Annotated in this window: 25 protein-coding genes and 2 riboswitches; of the genes, 20 read left to right on the top strand and 5 right to left on the bottom strand. The window is 40.3% G+C overall.

Annotated elements, in window-relative coordinates:
- Positions 1-63: 63 nt before the first annotated feature.
- Positions 64-990, bottom strand: coding sequence for a nuclease-related domain-containing protein (locus tag V7659_RS02730; protein ID WP_335537950.1), 927 nt, complete (start codon positions 988-990; stop codon positions 64-66).
- Positions 991-1,227: 237 nt separating this feature from the next.
- Here V7659_RS02730 and V7659_RS02725 point away from each other — a divergent pair, with 237 nt between their 5' ends.
- The 15 genes from V7659_RS02725 to yunB all read left to right on the top strand — a co-directional run bounded on the left by V7659_RS02725 (position 1,228) and on the right by yunB (position 16,434).
- Positions 1,228-1,587: a hypothetical protein gene (locus V7659_RS02725; RefSeq protein WP_335537948.1), complete on the top strand. Its 360-nt coding sequence runs from the start codon at positions 1,228-1,230 to the stop codon at positions 1,585-1,587.
- A gap of 82 nt (positions 1,588-1,669) precedes the next feature.
- A riboswitch (SAM riboswitch) is annotated at positions 1,670-1,780 on the top strand.
- A 67-nt stretch (positions 1,781-1,847) separates the two neighbouring features.
- Positions 1,848-3,164: an O-acetylhomoserine aminocarboxypropyltransferase/cysteine synthase family protein gene (locus tag V7659_RS02720; protein WP_335537947.1), complete on the top strand. Its 1,317-nt coding sequence runs from the start codon at positions 1,848-1,850 to the stop codon at positions 3,162-3,164.
- 121 nt (positions 3,165-3,285) lie between these two features.
- Positions 3,286-3,395: riboswitch (SAM riboswitch) on the top strand.
- A 169-nt stretch (positions 3,396-3,564) separates the two neighbouring features.
- The gene (locus tag V7659_RS02715) at positions 3,565-4,590 is read left to right on the top strand and encodes a methionine ABC transporter ATP-binding protein (RefSeq protein ID WP_144554677.1); all 1,026 of its coding nucleotides are present in this window, start codon (positions 3,565-3,567) and stop codon (positions 4,588-4,590) included.
- A 34-nt stretch (positions 4,591-4,624) separates the two neighbouring features.
- Entirely contained in the window at positions 4,625-5,254 is a 630-nt protein-coding gene (locus tag V7659_RS02710; RefSeq protein WP_335537952.1) for a methionine ABC transporter permease, read from the top strand.
- Between the two features lie 13 nt (positions 5,255-5,267).
- Positions 5,268-6,113 (top strand): MetQ/NlpA family ABC transporter substrate-binding protein, encoded by an 846-nt coding sequence (locus tag V7659_RS02705; RefSeq protein WP_335537944.1) that lies wholly within the window; start codon positions 5,268-5,270, stop codon positions 6,111-6,113.
- Positions 6,114-6,493: 380 nt separating this feature from the next.
- The gene (sufC, locus tag V7659_RS02700; RefSeq protein WP_026567865.1) at positions 6,494-7,279 is read left to right on the top strand and encodes a Fe-S cluster assembly ATPase SufC; all 786 of its coding nucleotides are present in this window, start codon (positions 6,494-6,496) and stop codon (positions 7,277-7,279) included.
- Positions 7,280-7,300: 21 nt separating this feature from the next.
- Positions 7,301-8,611: a Fe-S cluster assembly protein SufD gene (sufD, locus tag V7659_RS02695; RefSeq protein ID WP_335537943.1), complete on the top strand. Its 1,311-nt coding sequence runs from the start codon at positions 7,301-7,303 to the stop codon at positions 8,609-8,611.
- Positions 8,611-9,840: a cysteine desulfurase gene (locus V7659_RS02690; protein ID WP_335537942.1), complete on the top strand. Its 1,230-nt coding sequence runs from the start codon at positions 8,611-8,613 to the stop codon at positions 9,838-9,840. The genes sufD and V7659_RS02690 overlap by 1 nt, the downstream gene beginning before the upstream one ends.
- Positions 9,830-10,267 (top strand): Fe-S cluster assembly sulfur transfer protein SufU, encoded by a 438-nt coding sequence (gene sufU, locus V7659_RS02685; RefSeq protein ID WP_251457970.1) that lies wholly within the window; start codon positions 9,830-9,832, stop codon positions 10,265-10,267. The genes V7659_RS02690 and sufU overlap by 11 nt, the downstream gene beginning before the upstream one ends.
- 93 nt (positions 10,268-10,360) lie before the next feature.
- Positions 10,361-11,758, top strand: a complete 1,398-nt coding sequence (gene sufB / locus V7659_RS02680) for a Fe-S cluster assembly protein SufB (RefSeq protein ID WP_026567869.1) — start codon at positions 10,361-10,363, stop codon at positions 11,756-11,758.
- A 347-nt stretch (positions 11,759-12,105) separates the two neighbouring features.
- Positions 12,106-12,951, top strand: coding sequence for a DUF72 domain-containing protein (locus V7659_RS02675; protein ID WP_335537940.1), 846 nt, complete (start codon positions 12,106-12,108; stop codon positions 12,949-12,951).
- 21 nt (positions 12,952-12,972) lie between these two features.
- Positions 12,973-13,794 carry a sulfite exporter TauE/SafE family protein gene (locus tag V7659_RS02670; RefSeq protein WP_335537939.1) on the top strand — a complete coding sequence of 274 codons (822 nt, stop codon included), beginning with the start codon at positions 12,973-12,975 and terminating at the stop codon, positions 13,792-13,794.
- A gap of 7 nt (positions 13,795-13,801) precedes the next feature.
- On the top strand, positions 13,802-15,154 hold the full coding sequence (locus V7659_RS02665; protein WP_335537938.1) for a bifunctional metallophosphatase/5'-nucleotidase: 1,353 nt from the start codon (positions 13,802-13,804) through the stop codon (positions 15,152-15,154).
- 65 nt (positions 15,155-15,219) lie between these two features.
- Positions 15,220-15,522 carry a YunC family protein gene (locus V7659_RS02660; RefSeq protein WP_144554669.1) on the top strand — a complete coding sequence of 101 codons (303 nt, stop codon included), beginning with the start codon at positions 15,220-15,222 and terminating at the stop codon, positions 15,520-15,522.
- A 120-nt stretch (positions 15,523-15,642) separates the two neighbouring features.
- A complete protein-coding gene (yunB, locus tag V7659_RS02655; RefSeq protein ID WP_335537935.1) occupies positions 15,643-16,434 on the top strand; it encodes a sporulation protein YunB in 792 nt (263 codons plus the stop codon).
- A gap of 21 nt (positions 16,435-16,455) precedes the next feature.
- On the opposite strand, the gene V7659_RS02650 is transcribed toward yunB, so the two are convergent.
- Entirely contained in the window at positions 16,456-17,454 is a 999-nt protein-coding gene (locus V7659_RS02650; protein WP_420491281.1) for a M23 family metallopeptidase, read from the bottom strand.
- Positions 17,455-17,656: 202 nt separating this feature from the next.
- Between V7659_RS02650 and lipA the strand changes: the two genes are divergently transcribed.
- Entirely contained in the window at positions 17,657-18,574 is a 918-nt protein-coding gene (gene lipA / locus V7659_RS02645; protein WP_144554667.1) for a lipoyl synthase, read from the top strand.
- Between the two features lie 36 nt (positions 18,575-18,610).
- Here lipA and V7659_RS02640 read toward each other — a convergent pair whose 3' ends face one another.
- Complete coding sequence (locus V7659_RS02640) at positions 18,611-19,249, bottom strand: YhcN/YlaJ family sporulation lipoprotein (RefSeq protein ID WP_335537932.1); 639 nt, start codon at positions 19,247-19,249, stop codon at positions 18,611-18,613.
- A 124-nt stretch (positions 19,250-19,373) separates the two neighbouring features.
- On the opposite strand from V7659_RS02640, the gene V7659_RS02635 reads away from it, so the two are divergent.
- A complete protein-coding gene (locus V7659_RS02635; RefSeq protein WP_395947805.1) occupies positions 19,374-19,640 on the top strand; it encodes a YutD family protein in 267 nt (88 codons plus the stop codon).
- A gap of 30 nt (positions 19,641-19,670) precedes the next feature.
- On the opposite strand, the gene V7659_RS02630 is transcribed toward V7659_RS02635, so the two are convergent.
- On the bottom strand, positions 19,671-19,961 hold the full coding sequence (locus V7659_RS02630) for a cytosolic protein (RefSeq protein ID WP_335537931.1): 291 nt from the start codon (positions 19,959-19,961) through the stop codon (positions 19,671-19,673).
- 57 nt (positions 19,962-20,018) lie between these two features.
- Entirely contained in the window at positions 20,019-20,285 is a 267-nt protein-coding gene (locus V7659_RS02625) for a DUF3055 domain-containing protein (RefSeq protein ID WP_144554663.1), read from the bottom strand.
- Positions 20,286-20,477: 192 nt separating this feature from the next.
- Here V7659_RS02625 and V7659_RS02620 point away from each other — a divergent pair, with 192 nt between their 5' ends.
- The 3 genes from V7659_RS02620 (at position 20,478) to V7659_RS02610 (ending at position 23,070) form a co-directional block, all read left to right on the top strand.
- A complete protein-coding gene (locus V7659_RS02620; protein ID WP_335537930.1) occupies positions 20,478-21,770 on the top strand; it encodes an EAL domain-containing protein in 1,293 nt (430 codons plus the stop codon).
- 29 nt (positions 21,771-21,799) lie between these two features.
- On the top strand, positions 21,800-22,237 hold the full coding sequence (locus tag V7659_RS02615) for a DUF86 domain-containing protein (RefSeq protein ID WP_335537929.1): 438 nt from the start codon (positions 21,800-21,802) through the stop codon (positions 22,235-22,237).
- A gap of 68 nt (positions 22,238-22,305) precedes the next feature.
- Positions 22,306-23,070 carry a TIGR01457 family HAD-type hydrolase gene (locus V7659_RS02610; RefSeq protein WP_335537927.1) on the top strand — a complete coding sequence of 255 codons (765 nt, stop codon included), beginning with the start codon at positions 22,306-22,308 and terminating at the stop codon, positions 23,068-23,070.
- Positions 23,071-23,111: the final 41 nt, after the last annotated feature.

Here is a 23,111-nt window from a genome sequence, read left to right as displayed (position 1 = left end):
AGCAGAGTGCCCATCGAGATGAAAAAAGAACAGCAACGGGCACCGTGAGAAGTGACACTTATATTAAAAAAGTCCTTGATCATGCAAGCTAATAAAAGAAAATTCCTTCTTACCCTCAACACTATAATTTTGTTTTAAAATCCTTCTAATTGTTTTTTTAGAATCAACCACACTACACCATTCTTGAACTAAAATGGTGGTAATTTTCAGATCAGGAAATAGCAGTTTAATTTCTTGCACACCTCTTAAAACTGCGGAATCAACCAACTCCTCGCATCCACACTTTTTACAAATGACCTTACACCCCTTTACATACAACAAAAATGAATAACATATCTTACACAATAGTCCCTTTCTAAGCTGATCATATTTATAAGGAGGCAACCTATTATAGGGTAATTCAATTAGATGCAATGAAGCCAATTTTTCCGCCAGCTTCATATGCCGATTAGTTAGGTTTGAGGAAAGCATGTTCAGTTTACTCATAAATCGATTAAGTTGATTTGGATAAATAATAGGCGCATTAAGTGGGGCTTGATAACAGGTAAACTGAGGATTGATAAAGACTACATAGGATTCAATAGGGATTCGATACCCAAGGTTTTCTAACAGCTGGCGAAGTAAGGATTCACTTCGTTGTAATTGGAGGAGGGGGTTTTTGTATTCTTTTTTGGGCAGGGCGTAGAATCGGTTACCTTCAAAGTAAAAATCCCCTTCGTAATTTTTTACCTCAAATAGGTTTATCTTTTCTTGGAAAATAACAGTTGAATCAAGTTGACATTTACCATTGTTGGTCTCAAGTAATAGGTCATTTAGAATATAACTTGGACACTGAAGCTTCTCAGTCAATGCATCAAACATAACCTCACCCTCATACCCCTTCACAAGGTTATGATAACGCTGTTTCTCTTTACTTGCTAATTTCATTCGCAAATTTAAAGATCTCAAAATTTTTATTTCATCCGATTCAATCCGAGGTTTATAACACATAATCCACATCCTTTTCATCTAGAATAAATTAATTTTACAGAATTCCGCATCCTTCCATACCATCCAGTTATGACCAATTTCCAACACTTTTCAAAAAAACCCCTCCATCCGACATATTTCTCAGGAAATTTCTTCGCACCGGCCCTGCCAAAGTAGATAATTGTCGACCAATTTAAAGAGGATTTCAGGCCTATGTCCTGTATAGTAAATATAAGAGCGTAGACCGGAGTGGTGCAAATGATAGAGGTATTGAAAACCTTTCAATTAGCAATCAAGCAGCAAGGACATTTACTGCCGTTACTTGAGCATATTCAAACAAGAGTGAATTTAATATGTGAACAAAATACCTATCAAATCATCATAAAGGATAGAGAAGTTTTCATTCTTCATGATAGCGGGGAGACACATACGAGATCCGAAATTCGTGGGGACCTTCATGCGATGAATCAGCTGCTTACAGGGGAGGAAAGGTTGAGGGCACTTGAACGCAAGGGCCTTCTAAGTATATCGGCCCCTATCCGCACAACATTATTGCTAGAGTCTATCTTCTATTTAACAAAAACGCAGGAGAGTATCGCGAAAATTACAAATTTTTAATCAAACCTATTGATTCGGAATTAAAATTTAGATACCATTGGAATTAGAATATTTAACCAATTATTACAACTTAATCTATACATTCTTATCGAGAGTGGCGGAGGGACTGGCCCTTTGATGCCCAGCAACCGGTTTACTGCATAAATAACACGGTGCTAAATCCAGCAGAGCAAACAGCTCTGGAAGATGAGGAGAGTGAGCCCCCTCTTCTCTGAAGCGGGGGTTTTTGTATGGTGTGTTGTCAAAAAGGAGGAAGCAAATTGAGTGAAAATCAGAAGAAGTATCGTTTTGAAACATTAAGTGTCCATGGTGGCTTATCTCCAGACCCGGTAACTGGGGCTCGCGCTGTTCCGATTTACCAAAACAATGCTTATCAATTTAAGAATACTGAGCATGCTGCAAACCTCTTCAGCTTAGCAGAAACTGGATACATATATACAAGAATACACAACCCAACGACCACTGTATTTGAAGAAAGAGTCGCATTATTAGAAGGCGGTGTTGGGGCCCTAGCGGTTGCGAGTGGAATGGCTGCCATTACTCTTGCTATATTAAATATTGCTGAAGCAGGTGATGAAATTGTTTCGGCTTCCAACCTATATGGCGGCACCTATAACTTATTTGCAGTGACCCTTCCGAAATACGGAATTAACGTGAAATTTGTTGACCCGGAAAATCCAGAAAACTTCCGCCAAGCGATCACCGCCAAAACAAAAGCCGTTTTTGCGGAAACGATTGGTAACCCAAGCCTGCGCATTCTCGATATTGAAAAAGTGGCTGAAATTGCTCATGAAGCAGGTGTTCCACTAATCGTTGACAATACTTTTGCTACTCCATACCTGTGCCGGCCAATTGAACATGGAGCAGATATAGTCATTCATTCCGCTACAAAGTGGTTATTAGGGAACGGAACGACAACGGGAGGAATTATTGTTGATGGCGGTAAATTCGATTGGAATTCTCCGAGATTCCCAGGCTTTACCACACCAGACGCAAGCTACCATGATCTTGTTTATGCAGAAGCCTTAGGCGCAGTCGCTTATATTATCAAAGCTCGTGTCCAATTGCTGCGTGACCTAGGACCGGCATTAAGTCCGCAAAATTCCTTCCAGTTTGTCCTGGGTCTTGAAACACTGCATGTCCGCATGAAAGAGCATGTTGCGAATACTAAAGAAGTCGTCGATTACTTGTCCAACCATCCTGCCGTAGAGTGGGTTTCCTATCCTGGCCATCCATCACATCCTGATTATGAACTAGCTAAAAAGTATTTACCAAAAGGTGCGGGATCGATGGTGGTATTCGGAATTAAAGGCGGAAAAGAAGCAGGGGCTAAATTAATTGATTCCATCAAACTTTGGGCGCATGTGGCAAATGTTGGCGATGCAAAAAGTTTAATTATTCATCCGGCCAGCACCACTCACCAGCAATTAGATGCCGATGGCCTGATCGCTGCAGGTGTAACGGAGGATTTAATTCGTCTATCCATCGGGATTGAAAATGTGGAAGATCTCATTGAAGACCTAGAATCGGCTATTGTTTCGGCAACTGGTTTAACTTCATTAAACGTTAATGCCTAAAACTTATTTTTCCGAATATGAAGATATTTTCATTGACACCCCTTTTTATCCGTGATACGATAGCTTTTGTAATATAGTTACTTAAACAAATTAACGTGTTAATTGAATATAGGAATTGATACTCTTATCAAGAGAGGTGGAGGGATGTGCCCGATGAAGCCCGGCAACCGTCAATATTTATTATTGAAATGGTGCCAATTCACACAAAGCATTTGCTTTGGAAGATGGGAGAAAGGATTATTATTTATGATGCCTTTCTGCCTGTGCAGAAAGGCTTTTTATTTTATTAAAATAGAATCTTTTCGTAGAAAAAGTCAAACCCTATATTAGATTAAATAGTATATTACAAAATAAATCTTTCAGAATTTTAAGGTAAATTGGATAAAAAGCAGGTGATACAATGATTTCTATAAAAAGTGTTCAGAAGATTTTTCCTTCTAAACAAGGTCAGCTAAGGGCCGTTGATGATGTAAACCTTGAGATTCAAGAAGGTGAAATTTTCGGGGTAATTGGTTATAGCGGTGCTGGTAAAAGTACATTGATCCGAATGTTAAACGGTCTGGAATTGCCAACCAGTGGAACCGTAACCGTTGCTGGCCGTGTGGTTTCAAAAATAAAAGGTGCTGAACTTCGAAAGGCTCGGCAAGAGATCAGTATGATTTTTCAGCATTTTAACTTACTTTGGTCAAGGACCGTTAGTGAAAATATTGCTTTTCCATTAGAAATTGCAGGCATCAAAGGTCCTGAGCGCCAAAAGAGAGTAAGTGAACTAATTAAATTAGTCGGTCTGGAAGGAAGAGAAAATGCTTATCCTTCCCAGTTAAGCGGCGGTCAGAAGCAACGTGTCGGGATTGCTAGGGCGCTTGCCAACAATCCGAAAGTACTTCTTTGTGATGAAGCTACTTCTGCCCTCGACCCACAAACGACCGATTCTATTTTAGAGTTGTTAGTTGATATTAATAAAAGGCTCGGTCTTACCATTGTTCTTATCACCCATGAAATGCATGTAATCCGCAAGATTTGTCACCGTGTTGCCGTCATGGAAAGTGGAAGGGTCGTTGAACTTGGACAAGTATTAGATGTATTCAAAAATCCACAGCAGTCGATTACGAAACGATTTGTCCAGCAGGTTACCGAACCAGAAGAAACGAAAGAAACAGCAGAACATTTACTTGAACGTTATCGTTCCGGTCAAATTGTTCAATTAACCTTTATTGGGGAATCTGTTGAACAGCCGATCATTACAAATGTCATTCGCCATAATAATGTGACAGTTAATATCTTGCAAGGGAAAATTTCACAAACCCAAAGCGGGTCCTATGGAACCTTATTCATTCATATTGATGGGGACGAAGCAGAAGTCAATAAAGCAGTCGACTATATTCGTTCACAGCAAATAGGTGTGGAGGTGGTTACAAGTGAATAGTAAACCGTATTTCGAAGATTTTGATTGGCCGGCGATGTGGGAAGCAACTAGACAAACTCTTTATATGACGGGGATTTCCGTTGTTGCCACATTTATACTGGGAATCCTGCTAGGATTGCTATTATTTCTTACTTCAAAAGGAAGCCTGTGGAGTAATAAACCAATTAATGTGATCATTAGTGGTATAGTAAATATTTTTCGTTCCATCCCATTCATTATCTTAATTGTCTTATTAATTCCATTTACAACGATTATTTTTCAAACCATGATTGGTGAAAATGCGGCGTTGCCTGCATTAATTATTGGTGCCGCACCATTTTATGCAAGGATGGTGGAAATTGGCCTCAGGGAAATTGATAAGGGCGTTATTGAAGCAGCAAAGTCAATGGGTGCCACAACTGGTACAATCATTTGGAAGGTTCTTTTACCAGAATCAATGCCAGCGTTGGTTTCTGGGATAACCGTAACGGCGATTGCCCTTGTTGGTTACACAGCAATGGCAGGAGTAATTGGAGCAGGTGGGTTAGGAAATCTTGCCTATCTTCAAGGCTTTCAACGAAATCAAAACGATGTAACCTTAGTCGCAACAATCATCATTTTAATTATTGTGTTTATCATTCAGTTTATCGGTGATTTTATCACTTCAAAATTAGATAAAAGATAAAGGAGAGGTCAAGATGAAAAAACTATTAAGTTTATTGTTAGCATTATCAATCGTATTTGTTGTCGCAGCTTGTGGCAAGTCGGATGAAAAATCAGAAGGTACTACTGGTGGTAAGGAAGCAGAATCAACAAAATTAGTTGTTGGAGCATCTAACGTGCCCCATGCTGAAATCTTAGAAAAAGCGAAACCACTATTAAAAGAAAAAGGCATTGACTTAGAAGTTAAAACATTCCAAGATTATGTATTACCAAACAAAGCATTAGCGTCTAAAGAACTTGATGCAAACTATTTCCAGCACATTCCATACTTAAATTCTCAAAACAAAGAGAATGGCTATGGCTTTGTGAACGCTGGCGGTATCCATATTGAGCCAATTGGTGTTTATTCTAAGAAATACAAAAAGCTAAGTGATCTTCCAAAAGGTGCACACTTAATCATGAGCAACTCAGTAGCTGACCATGGCCGTCTTCTTTCTTTACTTGAAAAAGAAGGTGTAATCAAATTAAAAGAAGGCATTGACAAAACAAAAGCAGAATTAAAAGATGTTGTTGAAAATCCTAAAAACCTTAAGTTTGATACAAATTATGAAGCAGCTTTACTTCCAAAAATCTATAATAATGGCGAAGGCGACGCAGTCCTAATCAATTCTAACTATGCTATTGATGCTGGCTTAAATCCTGTTGAAGATTCCATTGCCATTGAAGATAAAGAATCGCCATATGTAAACGTGATTGCTGTCCGCAGCGGTGACGAAAATAAAGAAAGCATCAAAACACTTGTAGAAGTACTTCATTCAAAAGAAATCCAAGACTTCATCCTAAAGCAATACAAAGGTGCCGTTGTACCGGTCTCTGAATAAGAAATAAATAGGAAGAAAGTCAGTGTGGAAACACTGGCTTTTTCTTTTCACTTGTCTAAAGCGATATACATTTATACCGTTTCATTGGGGGAAAATAGAAAGACCATTAGACCTGAATTCCATTGGCAAAAAGTAAAAAAATGAGGTATGATTTTACACGGGTGAATTTTTCCTAAAAAGAATTAATCAGAATTTTCATTAAAAGTCACTTTTCATTCTCATTTGGTACTAGCTTAATGAAAATAGATGCTATGTTTTTACTGTTTTAGAGTTGCTAATACATTTCATTTGTTATAAGATTGGAATGAGAATAAAATGAGAATAGGGTTATCAAATGACCCGATTACTTGATACAACACTTTCTCTTTGGAGGTATAGATATGGCTGGATCAACATTAACGATCAAAGATTTACATGTAGCAATTGATGGGAAAGAAATTTTAAAAGGTGTCAACCTTGAAATAAAGGGTGGAGAAATCCACGCAATCATGGGACCAAATGGAACAGGTAAATCCACTTTATCTTCTGCCATTATGGGCCATCCAAAATATGAAGTAACAAGCGGATCTATCACTCTAGATGGACAAAATGTCCTTGAAATGGAAGTAGATGAGCGCGCGCGAGCTGGACTATTCCTAGCAATGCAATATCCAAGTGAAATTAACGGCGTGACAAATGCCGATTTTTTACGTTCAGCACTAAATAGCCGCTTAGGTGAAGGAAATGAAATTTCATTAATGAAGTTTATTCGTAAAATGGATAAGCAAATGGAATTCCTTGAAATGGACCTTGATATGGCACAACGTTATTTAAACGAAGGCTTCTCCGGCGGTGAGAAAAAGCGTAACGAAATCTTGCAATTAATGATGTTAGAACCAAAAATTGCAATCTTGGATGAAATTGACTCCGGACTAGATATCGATGCTCTAAAGGTAGTCTCAAAAGGAATCAATGAAATGCGCGGCGAAGATTTCGGCTGCTTAGTGATTACACACTATCAACGACTTTTAAACTATATCACTCCAGACCATGTGCATGTAATGATGCAGGGCCGTGTTGTAAAATCAGGCGGACCTGAACTAGCACAACGCTTAGAAGCTGAAGGATATGACTGGATCAAACAAGAACTTGGAATTGAAGATGAAACAGTTGGGCAAGAAGCGTAAGAGAGGGTTAGGAGGATTACAATGACAACAGAAATCAAATTATCATTTGATCAGGAAAATGTTCGCTCTTTTTCAAAAGAAACAAGCGAGCCTGCTTGGTTTGAGGAGCTCCGTCTAAAGGCATTAGCTGATTTTGAGCAACTTCCAATGCCAAGACCTGATAAAACAAAGATTGATAAATGGAACTTCACCCAGTTCACTCAACATACGGTAACAAGTGCTCTCATCACTTCTCTTGCTGAATTACCAGAAGAAGTAAAAGCATTAATTGACATGGAAGCCGAAAATAAAAATTTATATATTCAACGAAATCAAACTCCAGCTTTTTTATCTTTATCTGAAGAACTAAAAAGCCAAGGTGTTATTTTTACAGATATTTTTACCGCTGCGAAAGAACATGGTGACGTCCTGAAAAAGTATTATCTAACTCAGGCCATCAATGCCGATGAACATCGCTTAACAGCTCTAAATGCGGCCCTGGTTAACGGAGGAGTTTTCTTATACATTCCGAAAAATGTAGAAGTTTCTGAACCGATTCAGGCAGTGTTTGTGCAGGATGATGCCGACGCGAATTTGTTTAACCATGTAATTGTTGTTGCTGAGGATAATAGTGCAGTGACATATGTCGAAAACTACATTTCCACTGTGGAAACTTCTAATGCATTAGTTAATATTTTGACTGAAGTCATTGCGAATGTTAACGCGAGCATACGGTACGGCGCTGTTGATACCTTGGCTAAAGGTATTACGACGTATGTAAATCGTCGCGGCGTTGCTGGCAGAGATTCTAAAATTGAATGGGCCCTTGGTTTAATGAATGAAGGGAATACTATTTCAGAAAATACGACTAACCTTCTTGGCGATGGTTCGTCTGGCGATACAAAAACGGTGGTTGTCGGACGTGGCGACCAAACGCAGAACTTTACCACAAAGGTTGTCCACTTCGGAAAACATACCGTTGGAAATATCATGAATCATGGTGTTGTTAAGGATAGTGCTACATCAATTTTTAATGGTATTGGTAAAATTGAGCATGGTGCATCTAAATCGGATGCAGAACAAACTTCCCGTGTGCTGATGCTAAGTGAAAAAGCACGTGGCGACGCCAACCCGATTCTTTTAATTGATGAAGATGATGTCGTGGCTGGTCACGCAGCATCTGTAGGCCGTGTCGATCCTGTTCAACTCTATTACTTGATGAGCCGCGGAATTCGTAAAGAAGAAGCAGAACGCTTAGTTATTCATGGATTCTTAGCCCCAGTTGTTAACCAGTTACCAATTGAAGGAGTAAAGAAACAGTTAACTGAAGTAATTGAAAGGAAAGTACGCTAATGAATATCAGGGATATTCGCGCACAATTTCCAATCTTAGATCAAGAAGTCAATGGGAAGTCATTAGTATACTTGGATAGTTCTGCAACATCTCAAAAACCCATCCAAGTAATCGAAGCGGTTGAAAAATATTATCGTGAAATCAATTCCAATGTCCACCGTGGTGTGCATACACTAGGTACAAGAGCAACTGATGCTTATGAAGGGGCAAGGGAAAAGGTTCGTAAGTTTATCAATGCCAAGTCTATTCAAGAAGTGATTTTTACAAGAGGAACAACAACCTCTCTTAATACCGTAGCTGCAAGCTATGCGGCGGCGAATTTAACAGCAGGCGATGAAATCGTCATTACGTATATGGAGCACCACAGTAATATCATTCCGTGGCAGCAAGTGGCGAGACGAACTGGTGCCCAGTTGAAATACATTCCATTACAAGAAGATGGAACCATTTCACTCGATGACGTTCGTGCAACCATTACTCCAAACACGAAAGTTGTTTCTGTTATGCAAGTATCCAACGTCCTTGGCGTCATCAATCCAGTGAAAGAGATTGCGCAGATTGCTCATGAAAACGGGGCAATTATGGTAGTCGACGGGGCACAAAGTGCGCCGCATATGAAGATCGATGTTCAAGATTTAGATTGTGATTTTCTTGCTTTTTCAGGACATAAAATGTGTGGCCCAACCGGCATTGGTGTACTTTATGGAAAAAAACATCTGCTCGAGAACATGGAACCAATCGAGTTTGGCGGCGAAATGATTGATTTCGTGCAATTGTACGAATCAACCTGGAAGGAACTGCCGTGGAAGTTCGAAGCCGGAACACCAATTATTGCTGGGGCTATTGGTCTTGGAGCAGCCATCGACTTTTTAAATGAAGTGGGTTTAGACCAGATTGCCGAGCATGAACATCAACTTGCTGCATATGCTTTAGAAAAAATGGCAGCAGTTGAGGGAATGACTATTTATGGTCCACTTGACCCAGCGAAGCGGGCAGGACTGGTTACCTTTAATATCAGTGATGTTCATCCACATGATGTGGCAACTGTTCTAGATGCAGAAGGAATTGCGGTTCGAGCTGGACATCATTGCGCCCAACCGCTAATGAGATGGCTAAAAGCCTCTGCAACTGCCCGTGCCAGTTTTTACCTGTATAATACAGAAGATGATATAGATAAACTTGTTGAAGGACTTGTTAAAACAAAGGAGTATTTCAGCGATGTCTTCTAATTTAGATAATCTTTACCGTCGGGTGATAATGGACCATTATAAAAATCCACGTAATCGTGGCGTTTTAGAAGATGGCAGTCTGACGATTAATATGAATAACCCAACATGTGGGGACCGGATTCAATTGACTCTTAAGGTGGTTGATGGAATCGTGGTTGACGCAAAGCAAGAAGGCGAAGGCTGTTCGATTTCCATGTCATCCGCTTCAATGATGACCCAGGCGATTAAAGGGAAAACGATTGAAGAAGCGTTAAAACTTTCAACAATCTTTTCTGACATGATGCAAGGCAAAGAGTATGACGAAGATATCGATTTAGGTGATATCGAGGCACTTCAAGGGGTAGCCAAATTCCCAGCCCGCATCAAATGTGCAACATTAGCTTGGAAAGCAATGGAAAAGGGATTGAAAAACGAGGAAAAAGAATAAAATGAAGAAAACGCGGTTGGGAGAGGGCAAAGTTCAGCCCCAGCGCCTAAAATAAAGGCGTTTCCGCTTTTCTAAGAATGGAGGAACACGACGATGGCGAAAAAAATGCCGGAAATCGGTGATTATAAATATGGTTTTGCCGATAAAGACGTTTCCATATTCCGATCTAAGCGTGGTTTAACATCTGAAATTGTAGAAGAAATTTCTAAATTGAAGAATGAACCACAATGGATGTTAGACTTCCGTTTGAAGTCGCTTGAGCATTTTTACAAAATGCCAATGCCACAATGGGGCGGCGATCTTAACGCATTAAACTTTGATGAAATTACTTACTATGTAAAACCATCTGAGAAATCCGAGAAGTCTTGGGATGAAGTACCTGAAGAAATCAAGGCGACCTTCGATAAACTAGGAATTCCTGAAGCGGAGCAAAAGTACCTTGCTGGGGTATCTGCACAGTATGAATCTGAAGTAGTTTATCACAATATGAAGGAAGAACTTGAAGATTTAGGTATCGTCTTTAAAGATACGGATTCTGCTTTACGGGAAAATGAAGATATTTTCCGCGAACACTGGGCAAAGGTTATCCCGCCAACAGATAACAAATTCTCAGCCCTTAACTCGGCTGTTTGGTCTGGCGGCTCGTTCATCTATGTACCACCGGGTGTGAAAGTGGATACGCCATTACAGGCTTATTTCCGAATCAACTCCGAAAATATGGGCCAATTTGAACGTACATTAATCATTGTTGATGAAGGCGCGCATGTGCATTATGTTGAGGGGTGTACAGCACCAGTTTATACAACCAACTCCCTGCACAGTGCCGTCGTTGAGATTGTGATTAAAAAGGATGCATACTGCCGTTATACAACGATCCAAAACTGGGCGAACAACGTTTTCAACTTAGTTACTAAGCGTGCGGTTTGTGAAGCAAACGCGACAATGGAATGGATTGATGGCAACATCGGTTCGAAATTAACGATGAAGTATCCAGCCGTTATTTTAAAAGGTGAAGGCGCACGTGGGATGACACTTTCTATTGCAATTGCTGGTAAAGGTCAACACCAAGATGCAGGTGCAAAAATGATTCATTTAGCTCCTAATACATCATCAACAATTGTTTCGAAGTCCATTTCTAAGCATGGCGGTAAAGTAACTTACCGTGGTATCGTTCACTTCGGTCGTAAGGCTGACGGTGCCCGTTCTAATATCGAATGTGACACATTAATCATGGATAACAAGTCGACATCAGATACGATTCCTTACAATGAGATCTTAAACGATAATATCTCACTTGAGCATGAAGCGAAGGTTTCTAAGGTTTCCGAAGAGCAACTCTTCTACTTGATGAGCCGTGGGATTTCAGAACAGGAAGCAACTGAAATGATCGTTATGGGCTTTATCGAGCCGTTTACAAAAGAATTACCAATGGAATACGCCGTTGAAATGAACCGTCTCATTAAGTTCGAGATGGAAGGCTCAATTGGATAATAGTTTTAATTAAAAACCCGTTTGCCGAGGATGGCAGGCGGGTTTTTTGTGCTGGTGATTGGGGATACTCTCGGATGGGGTTGGAATACTCTCGGATAAGGTAAATTTACTCTCGATAGCCACATAACTGGCGGATGGCGCCACGACACTGGCGGATAGCGCCACGACACTGGCGGATAGCGCCACATTACTGGCGAAAGCTCAAAATACTGGCGGATAACGTGACTTTACTGGCGGATAGCACCCCAACACTGGCGGATGGCACCACAAAACTGGCAGCACCTACCTTTTCCTTCATTCAAATCCAAAAATGGTTATGCTATTATTAATAGTTGGAGGTGAGTTTTATGATCTATATCGGCGTAACGGGCTGGGGCGATCATGATAGCTTATATCCAGGTCAAATTTCCTCACGGGACAAGCTAAAAGCTTATGCAGGTCATTTTCCTATCGTTGAAGTAGATTCGGCCTTTTATGCGATTCAGCCGAAAAGAAATGCTGAAAAGTGGGTCAATGAAACACCGGCTGGCTTTCAGTTTATCGTCAAAGCCTACCAAGGAATGACCGGACATATGCGCGGGGAAATTCCGTTTGAAAACAAACAAGCTATGTTTAGAGCTTTTAAAGAATCACTCGAGCCATACATAGAAACAAACAAATTAGCAATGACACTTTTTCAATTTCCGCCCTGGTTTACATGTACGAGAGAAAATGTCCAATATCTAAGATGGTGCAAGCAGGAAATGGGGGATATCCCATCTGCATTAGAATTTAGACACCAATCCTGGTTTGCCCCCCAATATCGTCAAAAAACCATTGAGTTTATGACGAAAGAAAAATGGATCCATAGCATTTGCGATGAACCACAATCAGGAGAAGGGTCCATCCCAACGGTACTGCAGTCCACCACCCCTGAGAAGGTCCTCGTCCGTTTTCATGGCCGTAATTTTCATGGCTGGCAAAAACGAGTCGGAGTGGATTGGCGTGAGGTTCGTTATCTTTACCGCTATAACCAACAAGAGTTAGAAGAATGGGCAAAATCCATTCAAGAATTAGCCAAAGACTCGAAAGATATCTATCTCCTTTTTAACAACAACTCTGGCGGAGATGCAGCTGATAATGCAAAGGAAATGATCAATCTTTTGGAGCTCGAATACAAGGGGCTTGCTCCACGCCAGTTGGATCTACTATAAAAAGTTAGGAGAAGGAATAACATGGAATGGATCTTAATCGTAATTATCGGTATACTCGGAAGCTCATTAGGCTCGCTCATTGGTTTAGGCGGCGGGATTGTAATTGTTCCCTCATTACTTTATTTATCAACACTGTCAGCCTTTGGGCATATAACCCCTCAGGTTGCGGTGGGAACCTCCCTTTTTACGATGATTTTTACAGGGATCTCCTCAACCCTAGCGTATATGAAACACAAGACCATTGATTATAAAAGCGGCCTGATTTTTCTGATTGGCAGCGGTCCCGGAAGTATCTTGGGTGCGTGGGTAACAGAAGGATTACATATGAAGACCTTCAATATCTTTTTCGGGCTATTTATTATTTTTGTTTCGATTATTTTATTACTAAAGGACAAATTAAAACCATTGCCATATAAGAAGGACCGGGGAATCGTCCGCACGTTTACCGATAATCGAGGGAATACCTCAGAATATGGATATAATTCAGTTATGGCCGTTCTGATAGCCTTTGTTGTGGGTTTTATATCGGGGATCTTCGGAGTGGGCGGCGGCTCCTTAATGGTTCCAACGATGATTTTGGTTTTCTTTTTTCCGCCTCATGTAGCTACGGCAACATCGATGTTTATGATTTTACCAACCTCATTACTGAGCTCGATTACGCACATTACATTAGGAAATGTTGACTGGATGTACGCCCTTGCATTGGTTCCAGGGGCATGGATCGGAGCTCGAATAGGTGTCTATTTAAACACAAAGCTTAAAAGTAAAACGATCGTCTTAATTTTACGAACGATTCTTATCGTTGTTGGGATTCGTTTAATTTATCAAGGAATTTTTGGGTAGGTACAGAATGGAAAACATACATATTTATCATACAAATGATGTCCACAGTCACATAGAAAACTGGCCGCGAATTAAGCAGTTCCTGGCTGATAAACATGAAGACCATCAACAAAAGGATGAGGATGTGTTTCTCTTTGACATTGGCGATTTTATTGATCGCTGGCACCCCTTCACCGAGGCTACCAAAGGAAAGGGAAACATCGACCTTTTAAATGAAAGCCAGTATACAGCAGTAACAATCGGGAATAACGAAGGTGTTAACCTTCCCTATGACGACTTAAATACGCTTTATGAACATGCACACTTTGATGTATTATTAGCCAACCTTTATCAACCCAACGAAGGATATCCTACCTGGGTAAAGCCATATAAGGTATATCAGACGAAAAAGGGAACGAGGGTAGGAGTCATCGGTCTTACTGCACACTTTGCCCATCTATATGGATTATTAGGCTGGAAGGTGACCGAACCAATCAATGAGCTAAAGAAATGGCTGGAACCATTAAAAGCCGAATCGGATATCATCATTTTACTTTCCCATCTCGGTCTGAATGAGGATGAATCGATTGCAGCAGAATTTCCTGATATTGATGTCATCTTCGGCTCACACACCCACCACTTTCTTGAAAAAGGAAAGTTCGTAGGTAATACGCTCCTTGGTGCGGCTGGAAAGTATGGACAATTTGTTGGTCACATCACACTCAGTGTGAACGAACAAAAAACGATTACAAGTAAAGAGGCCATTCTTTATGACACGAAAGAACTACCGATGGCTCACAATGAGCAGGAACTAATAGACGAATATTTTTCAAAAGGAAAAGCCTTATTAAATCAAAAAGTAACTACCTTAAAAACACCACTTAAAACCGACCTGTTTAAGGAAACGGAATTTTCTCGAATGCTCAGCAGGGCGTTAAGGGAATGGTGTCAAACCGATTGTGCGATGATTAATGCGGGACTCCTCTTAGGGCCTTTAGAGGATGATGTAACGGTATACGATTTACTAAAGATCTGCCCGCATCCGATAAATCCATGTGTCGTGGAACTGACCGGTCTTGAATTAGAAAAGGTTTTACGGGAATCAAAAAACGAAGCGTTAGCCACTAGAGAGATTAAAGGTCTTGGATTCAGAGGGACCCAATTAGGGATATTTGTCTACGACCAAATTAGCTTCCATGATGAAATCCTCCTCGTAAATGGAATGCATTTGGATCATGAACGCAAATATAGTTTGGCTCTTCCGGATATGTTCACGTTTGGCCACTTTTTCAAAGAGGTACTGCCACATAAGGAAAAGAAATATTTCTTACCGGAATTTCTTCGCGATATCTTAAAGTGGAAATTACAAAGGCAATCATAGCCCCTAAACACGCTTTTTCCTTTCTAATCATAATGTGATAGAGAGGAAAGGAGTGTGGGGAATCTGTGGTTGATCTTTTACCCATTAATATAAATGGACATATGTTTATCGGTGTTTCAGTTTTACTTCCGAAAACAACCTTGCTATCGGTCTCAAATGATAAAGGGTATATCATGTGCGGTGCCTTAGACGTAGGTTTGTTAAACGAAAAGCTAAAGGACCGCAAAATAATTGCCGGCCGTGCCGTCGGAGTAAGGACGATTGAACAGCTTCTGAATGCCCCGTTAGAGTCTGTTACTGCCGAGGCAGAGGAATTAGGCATTCACCCTGGCATGATTGGCAGAGACGCATTATTAAAAATGATCTAAAAAGCTTGCTAGAGACAGCAAGCTTTTTTTTTATAGATATCCTTACCCAATATTTTTAGCCACTTTTTTAGGCTAGTTCCTCTTTTTAAAGCATACATATAGCTTGAAGGGGTGATTTACTTGGCGAAGTTTCGCAGACGGCGACCTAAAAAGGGGCCGTTGCCTTTCCGTTATGTCATGCTATTGACGTTTGTTTTTTTTCTATTCTCTACCGCGACTGGATTATGGCTTGTAAATAAGGGGATTGAACCTACCTTGATGAGAATTGCTACTTCTGAAACCCGAAATATTGCTTCATTAGTCATCAATAAGGCGATCACAAAACGGACAACTGATACGGGGGAAGACAATGAAGTCATTGTGATTTTGCCTAGTGAAAATGGAAAGGCGTCTAATGTGAAGCTCAATACAGTTTATATAAACCGGGTCTTAGCGGAAACAACCGCACAGATTCAAAAGAACCTGAAAGCAGCCAAAAAAGGCGATCTTTCCTCACTTGAGCAGTTAACCGATGTAGAAATAGAAACGCAAAATTCGAATAAAGAAGATGGGATTATTTGGTACGTCCCGCTCGGCCAAGCAACCAATATTTCATTATTAGGAAATATAGGGCCGAAAATTCCAGTCAAGTTCCATGCGATTGGTGAAGTGGAGCCAGATGTAAAAATTGAAACGAAAGAAGTCGGGATTAATAATACCTGGGTCGATGTTTCGATTCATATTGAGGTCTCTGTTCAAATTATCACACCGTTTGCTACGAAGATCACCAAACTGACACAAAGTATCCCCGTTGATGGTTCGCTCATCCAAGGAGATGTTCCGCAGTTCTATAATGGTGGCGGCGGTATTACCCCATCGATTCAACTTCCTGATAAACAGACAGACACGAAGAAATCAGATACGAAAAAATAGGACGTTCCACGGTGGAAAGTCCTATTTTTTGCGTGCATTCATCCGTTCCATCCGCTTCCATTTTGCTAAATGCGGGTATGGATCAAAAGACCATTCGGTGACACCGTTGTCTTTGTACATCCCGTAATGTAAATGGGGAGGGAATTTTCCTGAGGTTCCCGGAGGACCATAACCAGAACTTCCTACACCGCCAATTAGCATACCCGGTTCAACCACTTGACCGATTTTTAAATCCTTAGCAAAACCGCTTAAGTGGGCGAAGTAATGATACGTATTATTAATATCACGAATGCCGATTCTCCAGCCGCCAAATTTATTCCAGCCTTTCATTTCAACAATGCCATAGTTTGTTGCTCGAACAGGAACGCCGTAACCAGCAAAGATATCGGTACCTTCGTGAATCCTGCGGCCGCCCCAGCCGCGGGCAGACCCCCACGTGCTCCGGTAACTGTGATTGCTGCGAATTGGGACAGGGAATACTTGAGTATCTAAGTCAATCCGACCGAAATGCCGATATATTTTTGCTTTTCCAGCAATGATACTGACCGTTTTATCGCGATGATAGTAATTCCATAAGCCGATTTTTATATTATCATGATCGACACCGTATGATAGGAGATATTTTGCAAATGCATAAAGGACATCCTCATCATTTTTAGCACTTGCCTTCCCGTCCCCATCCCCATCTACCCCTTTTCCATCAAAAAATTGAATCGTGGCTGGGTCCTCTTCCAAAGGATTTGGATTGGTTAATCCAGACCATTCTTCTGGGCGAAAATAGATGCCGATCACACTATCTGGTTTAGGTAAGTCTCTGCGGACCTGGCGGATGCTTCTTTCGTATTGATCAATGGCCGCTAAATAGTACCAAGGAATTTGTGTAACGGTTTCCACCTTCTTATACAGCTTCATTCGTTCTTGGTATGGATTCAGTTCATTTGCCGCGGCATGAACGTCCGTAACAGCCAATGAAGTGCTAAAGAATAAAAGAAAAGTTCCCAATAATAGAACAGCCCGCACAAGAATCCTCCTTCCAATTAATGTACAAGGTTAGTTTATGTTTTCTAAACCATTTCATTATGGTTAATAAATGGTAAACAATATTTTTTGCCGATGGAACAGTTCATTATGATAATATAACCCGATATGCTTGTCGTTATTTTTTTAGTATGTTAAAGTGACAATGAGGATCCATTTCTAGCTTCAAGGGGTGTAGCAATTAATGAGTAAGAAAGAAGATATTTTACGAAAACCGGATTGGTTAAAAATAAAACTTAACACAAATGAGTCCTATACGGGCTTGAAGAAAATGATGCGTGAAAAAAACCTTCACACGGTTTGTGAAGAAGCACGCTGCCCTAATATTCATGAATGCTGGGCAGAAAGACGTACGGCTACTTTCATGATCCTTGGTGATACATGTACACGCGCATGCCGTTTCTGTGCAGTTAAAACTGGATTGCCAACAGAGTTGGATTGGCAAGAACCTGAAAGAGTGGCGGACTCCGTTCAATTGATGAACTTAAAGCATGTCGTGGTCACTGCAGTAGCTCGTGATGATCTTAGGGATGGCGGAGCAGCTGTTTTTGCCGAAACAGTCCGCGCTATTCGCCGCAAAAATCCATTTACAAGCATTGAAGTTCTTCCATCTGATATGGGTGGGAAAGAAGAAAATTTACGTTTGTTAATGGATGCAAAACCAGATATCTTAAATCACAACATCGAGACGGTTAAGCGGATGACCCCTAGAGTAAGAGCCAGGGCGAAATACGATCGTTCCCTTGAATTCCTCCGTCGTGCCAAAGAAATGCAGCCGAATATTCCAACAAAGTCGAGCTTAATGGTTGGACTAGGGGAAACAAAGGAAGAAATACTTGAAGTGATGGATGATTTAAGAGCAAATCACGTTGATATTATGACCATTGGTCAATATCTACAGCCGACCAAAAGTCATCTCAAGGTTGAAAAATATTATAGCCCGGATGAATTTAAAGAATTACAGCAAATTGCATTAAGTAAAGGCTTCAGTCATTGTGAAGCAGGTCCACTAGTCCGGTCCTCCTATCATGCTGACGAGCAAGTGAACGCAGCAGCGAAACACAAGCAAATGCTTGGGGAAGAAAAAGCCCAAGAAGCCTAGAACAAAGAGTTCAGTCAAGTTGACTGAACTCTTCTTTTATTGATTGTCCCTGCCGATATTATCGTCCGCAGTTCGCCCATTTTCATCCTCGCTAGCATTTATCCGCTGGCCTTGTGGTGATTTTTTCATCTGTGTGATTAGCCCGTTGACCAGATTGCGGGCATTTCGGCTTGTGGAGTCAACGTTTGCCAAATTTTCTACGTCTCTCCTTAACACTTTATTGTCAGTAACATAAACATGGTAATACCTTGGAACAACGGACATCGCTGTTTTTTTCACTTGATCAGCAGTCAAATTGCGGTCTTTTGAATCGGTATTATAAGCAATTAACACTTCTTGGTCAGTCACTAGTGTGGATACATCATGTACATTTGGAATATCTGTACTTAATTTACTAATAATATTTGCCGCCTGTTCACGGTCTAATGCAGAATAATGGTCATTAGCCGTATTATCGTTCATTAGCGGACTTTTTTGATGACGGACAAAGCCGTAATTGTTACTCACATTACGCATCCCACGGCTTGCTCCTTCATTGTAGAGGTCATGCCTTTTATTGTTGACATTAATGGTATTACCGCTTTCTTCATAGACATCTCGGTTGCTCATATCCTTAGTACAGCCTGTTAGTGCCGTTACCGTGCATAATCCCAAGATGATGACTAATTTTTTCAATATAAACACCTCCTTTTCTTAGAATAGCCAATAAGGTGATTTTTTTTCTTAGTAATTGATGGGGAATCGGTTATAATGGGTAGTAGGAATTAGCTGGCAAGAGAGGTGAAATATCTTGATAATAATGAACAACGCCGTTTATGAAATCGTCCAAGAACACCGAAACGGTTTTAATGAAGAAGCCCTTAAAGCGAGATTTAGTGATATTTTAACAAGATATGATTATGTAGTGGGGGACTGGGGATATGGACAACTCCGATTAAAGGGGTTTTTCGATGACCAAAACCAAAAAGCTACTTTCGATACAAAAATTAGCACACTAAGTGAATATCTGTATGAATACTGTAATTTTGGCTGTGCCTATTTTGTCTTGAAAAAAGTGAAAAAATAAAAGAAGGGCCCAGCTGCTGCTGGCCCTTCTTTATGTGGATTCTGTATAAGGCGGCTGTTGATCCGCTTCGGGGTCATCATGGGTTGGATGGGCCCCGTCCATTTGCCGAGGAAGATCTTGATGAAGTGTTTTATTTTCATAATTAAAGGCACTGTAAGGCCGTTGCCCTTCTTTCCATGGTGTGCTTTTGTTCTCAACTGGTTCGTCTTGACGAATGGAAGAACCAAAAGGACCTTCTGGAAATTCTTCTGCTGTAAGAAAGTTCCTTTGTTTTTCAACATTGGATAAATCCGTATACTTTTCATCTTCATATTTTGTCATGCTTACGCCCCCTTTAGGACTATTATTTTCAAAGTGAGCGTAATTCATGACGAACCATTACACTAATTCCATTAAAAAGGATCTTAATTCCTCCGCATCTTCCTCATTTAATTGAAATGCGAATTCTAAATACCCTTCCTCTTGCAAATCATCTAAGCCAATAATTGCAAAACGGCTCCCTTGCATATCAAGAACAAGATGCTTTCCATAATGACGGTCACTTTGAACAATCGCTAAATCAAAGCGCTGATTTTCACCAACAAAGCTGACAAATCTTGTTTTTGTATCTTCTGTATCATCGTATAAGAAAAAGCGTTCACTCATTTAATGGTCTCCTTTAATAAAAATAGATATTTTAAGACATCTTCTATATAGTAACAAATAAAACCAATCAAGGGGAGTAAAGATTTTTTACGCAATTTTCAAAGTTTTTATCCATCGAAAAACGCGAAGGCTGTCAAATTATGTTACAATTAGTTTGAATTCTCGAAAGTTGTCACCGAGAGGAATGATTGAATGATCCGTCGTTACATGGAAAAGGTCAAAAATGTAATGCAATGGGGAAAGATTTTATTACCTCTTTCGTCTCTACGTTTTTATCCTCCTCCATTCATTTTACGGAACCCTGTATTGGAAGGGGTAACATCTGCCATGAACAATGGACATGAAGTGGCTGTGATGGTTTTTAATTTAAAGGATATGAATGAAATATCAGCACAATTGGGTCAATATAAGTATGAACAATTGCAAAAGCGCATCAAAGGACTCTTTCGGATGACCCTTGAACAGCAAATTGACAAGCAAGATATCATTACACTCCATGATCATTACAATGAGGGCATGACCCTGTTTATAAAAGTTGGATATGTTCAGCAATCCCTTTCTGAAATTAATACAATCATGGGTAAAATAATACATAACGTGGAAAAAAGCCTTCATCCACTTTATCCGTCCCTCGAGCCTGAGTTTGAATCTGGATATATGTTTGTTGAAAAGAAGAGCTACTCTATCATACATTCTATCGAAAGGGCCCGGCGGCAGGCGCTTGCTATGTCAGAAAAAAGGGTTAAATTGGGATGGAATGAAATGGTTTATTCTATGAAACAAATTATCTCAAAGAAGGAAATTAAGTTATTAGCACAGCCAATAATTGACGTGGCTACAAAAGAAGTAAGGGCTTTGGAAATGCTCACACGCGGACCTGCTGGAACGATGTTAGAGAACCCGGGATTGCTTTTTTCCGTTGCGAGGCAAACCGGTATGCTTTATGATCTTGAACTGCTTGTCATCGAAAAAGTATTCGAGCAAATCAAGGCAACCAGGTGCAAACAGAATATCTTTGTCAATTGTACTCCATTAACACTTGGGAATATTCGATTTACAGGCGATTTAAAAAAACTAATCCAGCAATATCCTAGGATTTCTCCCCAACAGATTACAATTGAAATAACTGAAAATGATTCAATCGACGGCTTAAAGAATTTTATCTATAATATAAAGATGCTTCGTTTAATGGGATATAAAATTGCTATGGATGATACTGGAGCAGGGTATTCTAGTTTGAGTAGTATCAGTGAAATCATGCCGGATATTATTAAAATCGATCGTTCAGTTATTTCAAATATTGATAAAAATTCGGTGAAAGAATCTATGTTACAGGGGTTAATGCTGATTGCGAAAGAAGCAGGTTCACTCGTGGTCGCAGAAGGCATTGAAAACGAGGAAGAAGCATCTGTGCTAAAGAGGAATAATGTTGACTTAGCCCAAGGATTCTTCTATGCCCCGCCATCTGCGCTTGCAAAGATATAACAGCTTAGAAAATTGAGGAAGGTGATCATATGTATTTTGTTGATCGAGAGAAAATTGAAGAGATACTGAAATTCTTAGAAATGCAAATTCAACTGTTCTTAAGTCAAAAAGAGTGGTCCAACCCACTTGAAAAGGCGGCGCTAGAGCGTGTAAACCATATGATGATTGAGTCTGTTTTGGACGTTGGAAATGCAATGATTGATGGGTTTATTATGCGGGACCCAGGCAGTTACGAAGACATCATTGATATTTTAATGGATGAAAAAGTTATCTCATCTGAAACAGGAAATAGTTTGAAAGTTCTGATTCAATATCGGAAAATGCTTGTCCAATCTTATACAGATGTTAACCATCACGAACTTCAAGAGACGTTTACAAAGCATCTACATGAGTTGGGGAATTTTGCGTCCAATGTTCGTGAATATCTTACCACCGAGTTAGGACCAGTTTCAGCGTTTAGAAAATGATAATAGATTAAGACCGTTATGCGCGGTCTTTTTGTTATATATGGAAAAAACATTTTGGAGTGAGACATATGAAAAATTACAAAGGTTATTTAATTGATTTAGATGGAACCATGTATAAGGGATCAGAGCGGATTGAAGCTGCATCTGACTTTGTGAAGAAACTCCGGGACCAACAGATACCCTATCTTTTTGTTACAAACAATTCCTCAAGGACACCTGCACAGGTTGCAGATAAGTTGAACCAGTTTGACATCCCAGCGGAAGAAAAGCAGGTGTTCACAACAAGCCAAGCGACGGCCAATTATATTTATGAACGAAAGAATGATGCGCGCATTTATGTGATTGGTGAGGAGGGGATACGGACAGCAATAGAGGAAAAGGGGCTGCAATTTGCCGGAGAAGATGCTGAGTTTGTCGTGGTAGGAATCGACCGGGAGATCAGTTATGAAAAATTGACGGTTGCCTGTTTGGCCGTCCGCAACGGCGCGACGTTTATTTCCACTAATGGAGATATCGCAATCCCTACAGAAAGAGGCTTGGTTCCAGGGAATGGTTCACTAACATCCGTTATTACCGTTTCTACACAAACTCAACCGATTTTTATTGGCAAACCGGCAGCAATCATCATGGAACAGGCTTTAAAGGTAATTGGAACACCGAAAGAAGAGACATTGATGGTCGGGGATTATTATGACACGGATATTTTAGCAGGCATGAATGCCGGGATAGATACATTACTAGTACATACAGGGGTAACGACGAAAGAACTGCTCTCCGGCTATGACCGGATGCCAACCTACACCGTTGATTCCTTAGATCAATGGGAAATTTAAAAGCGGAAGCGCCCGTTTAGCGGCGTATGGCCTGGAGCACT

This window comes from Neobacillus drentensis (assembly GCF_036966985.1).
Classification (GTDB): Bacteria; Bacillota; Bacilli; order Bacillales; family Cytobacillaceae; genus Neobacillus; species Neobacillus drentensis_E.
This window is presented reverse-complemented; position numbering and strand designations above follow the sequence as displayed.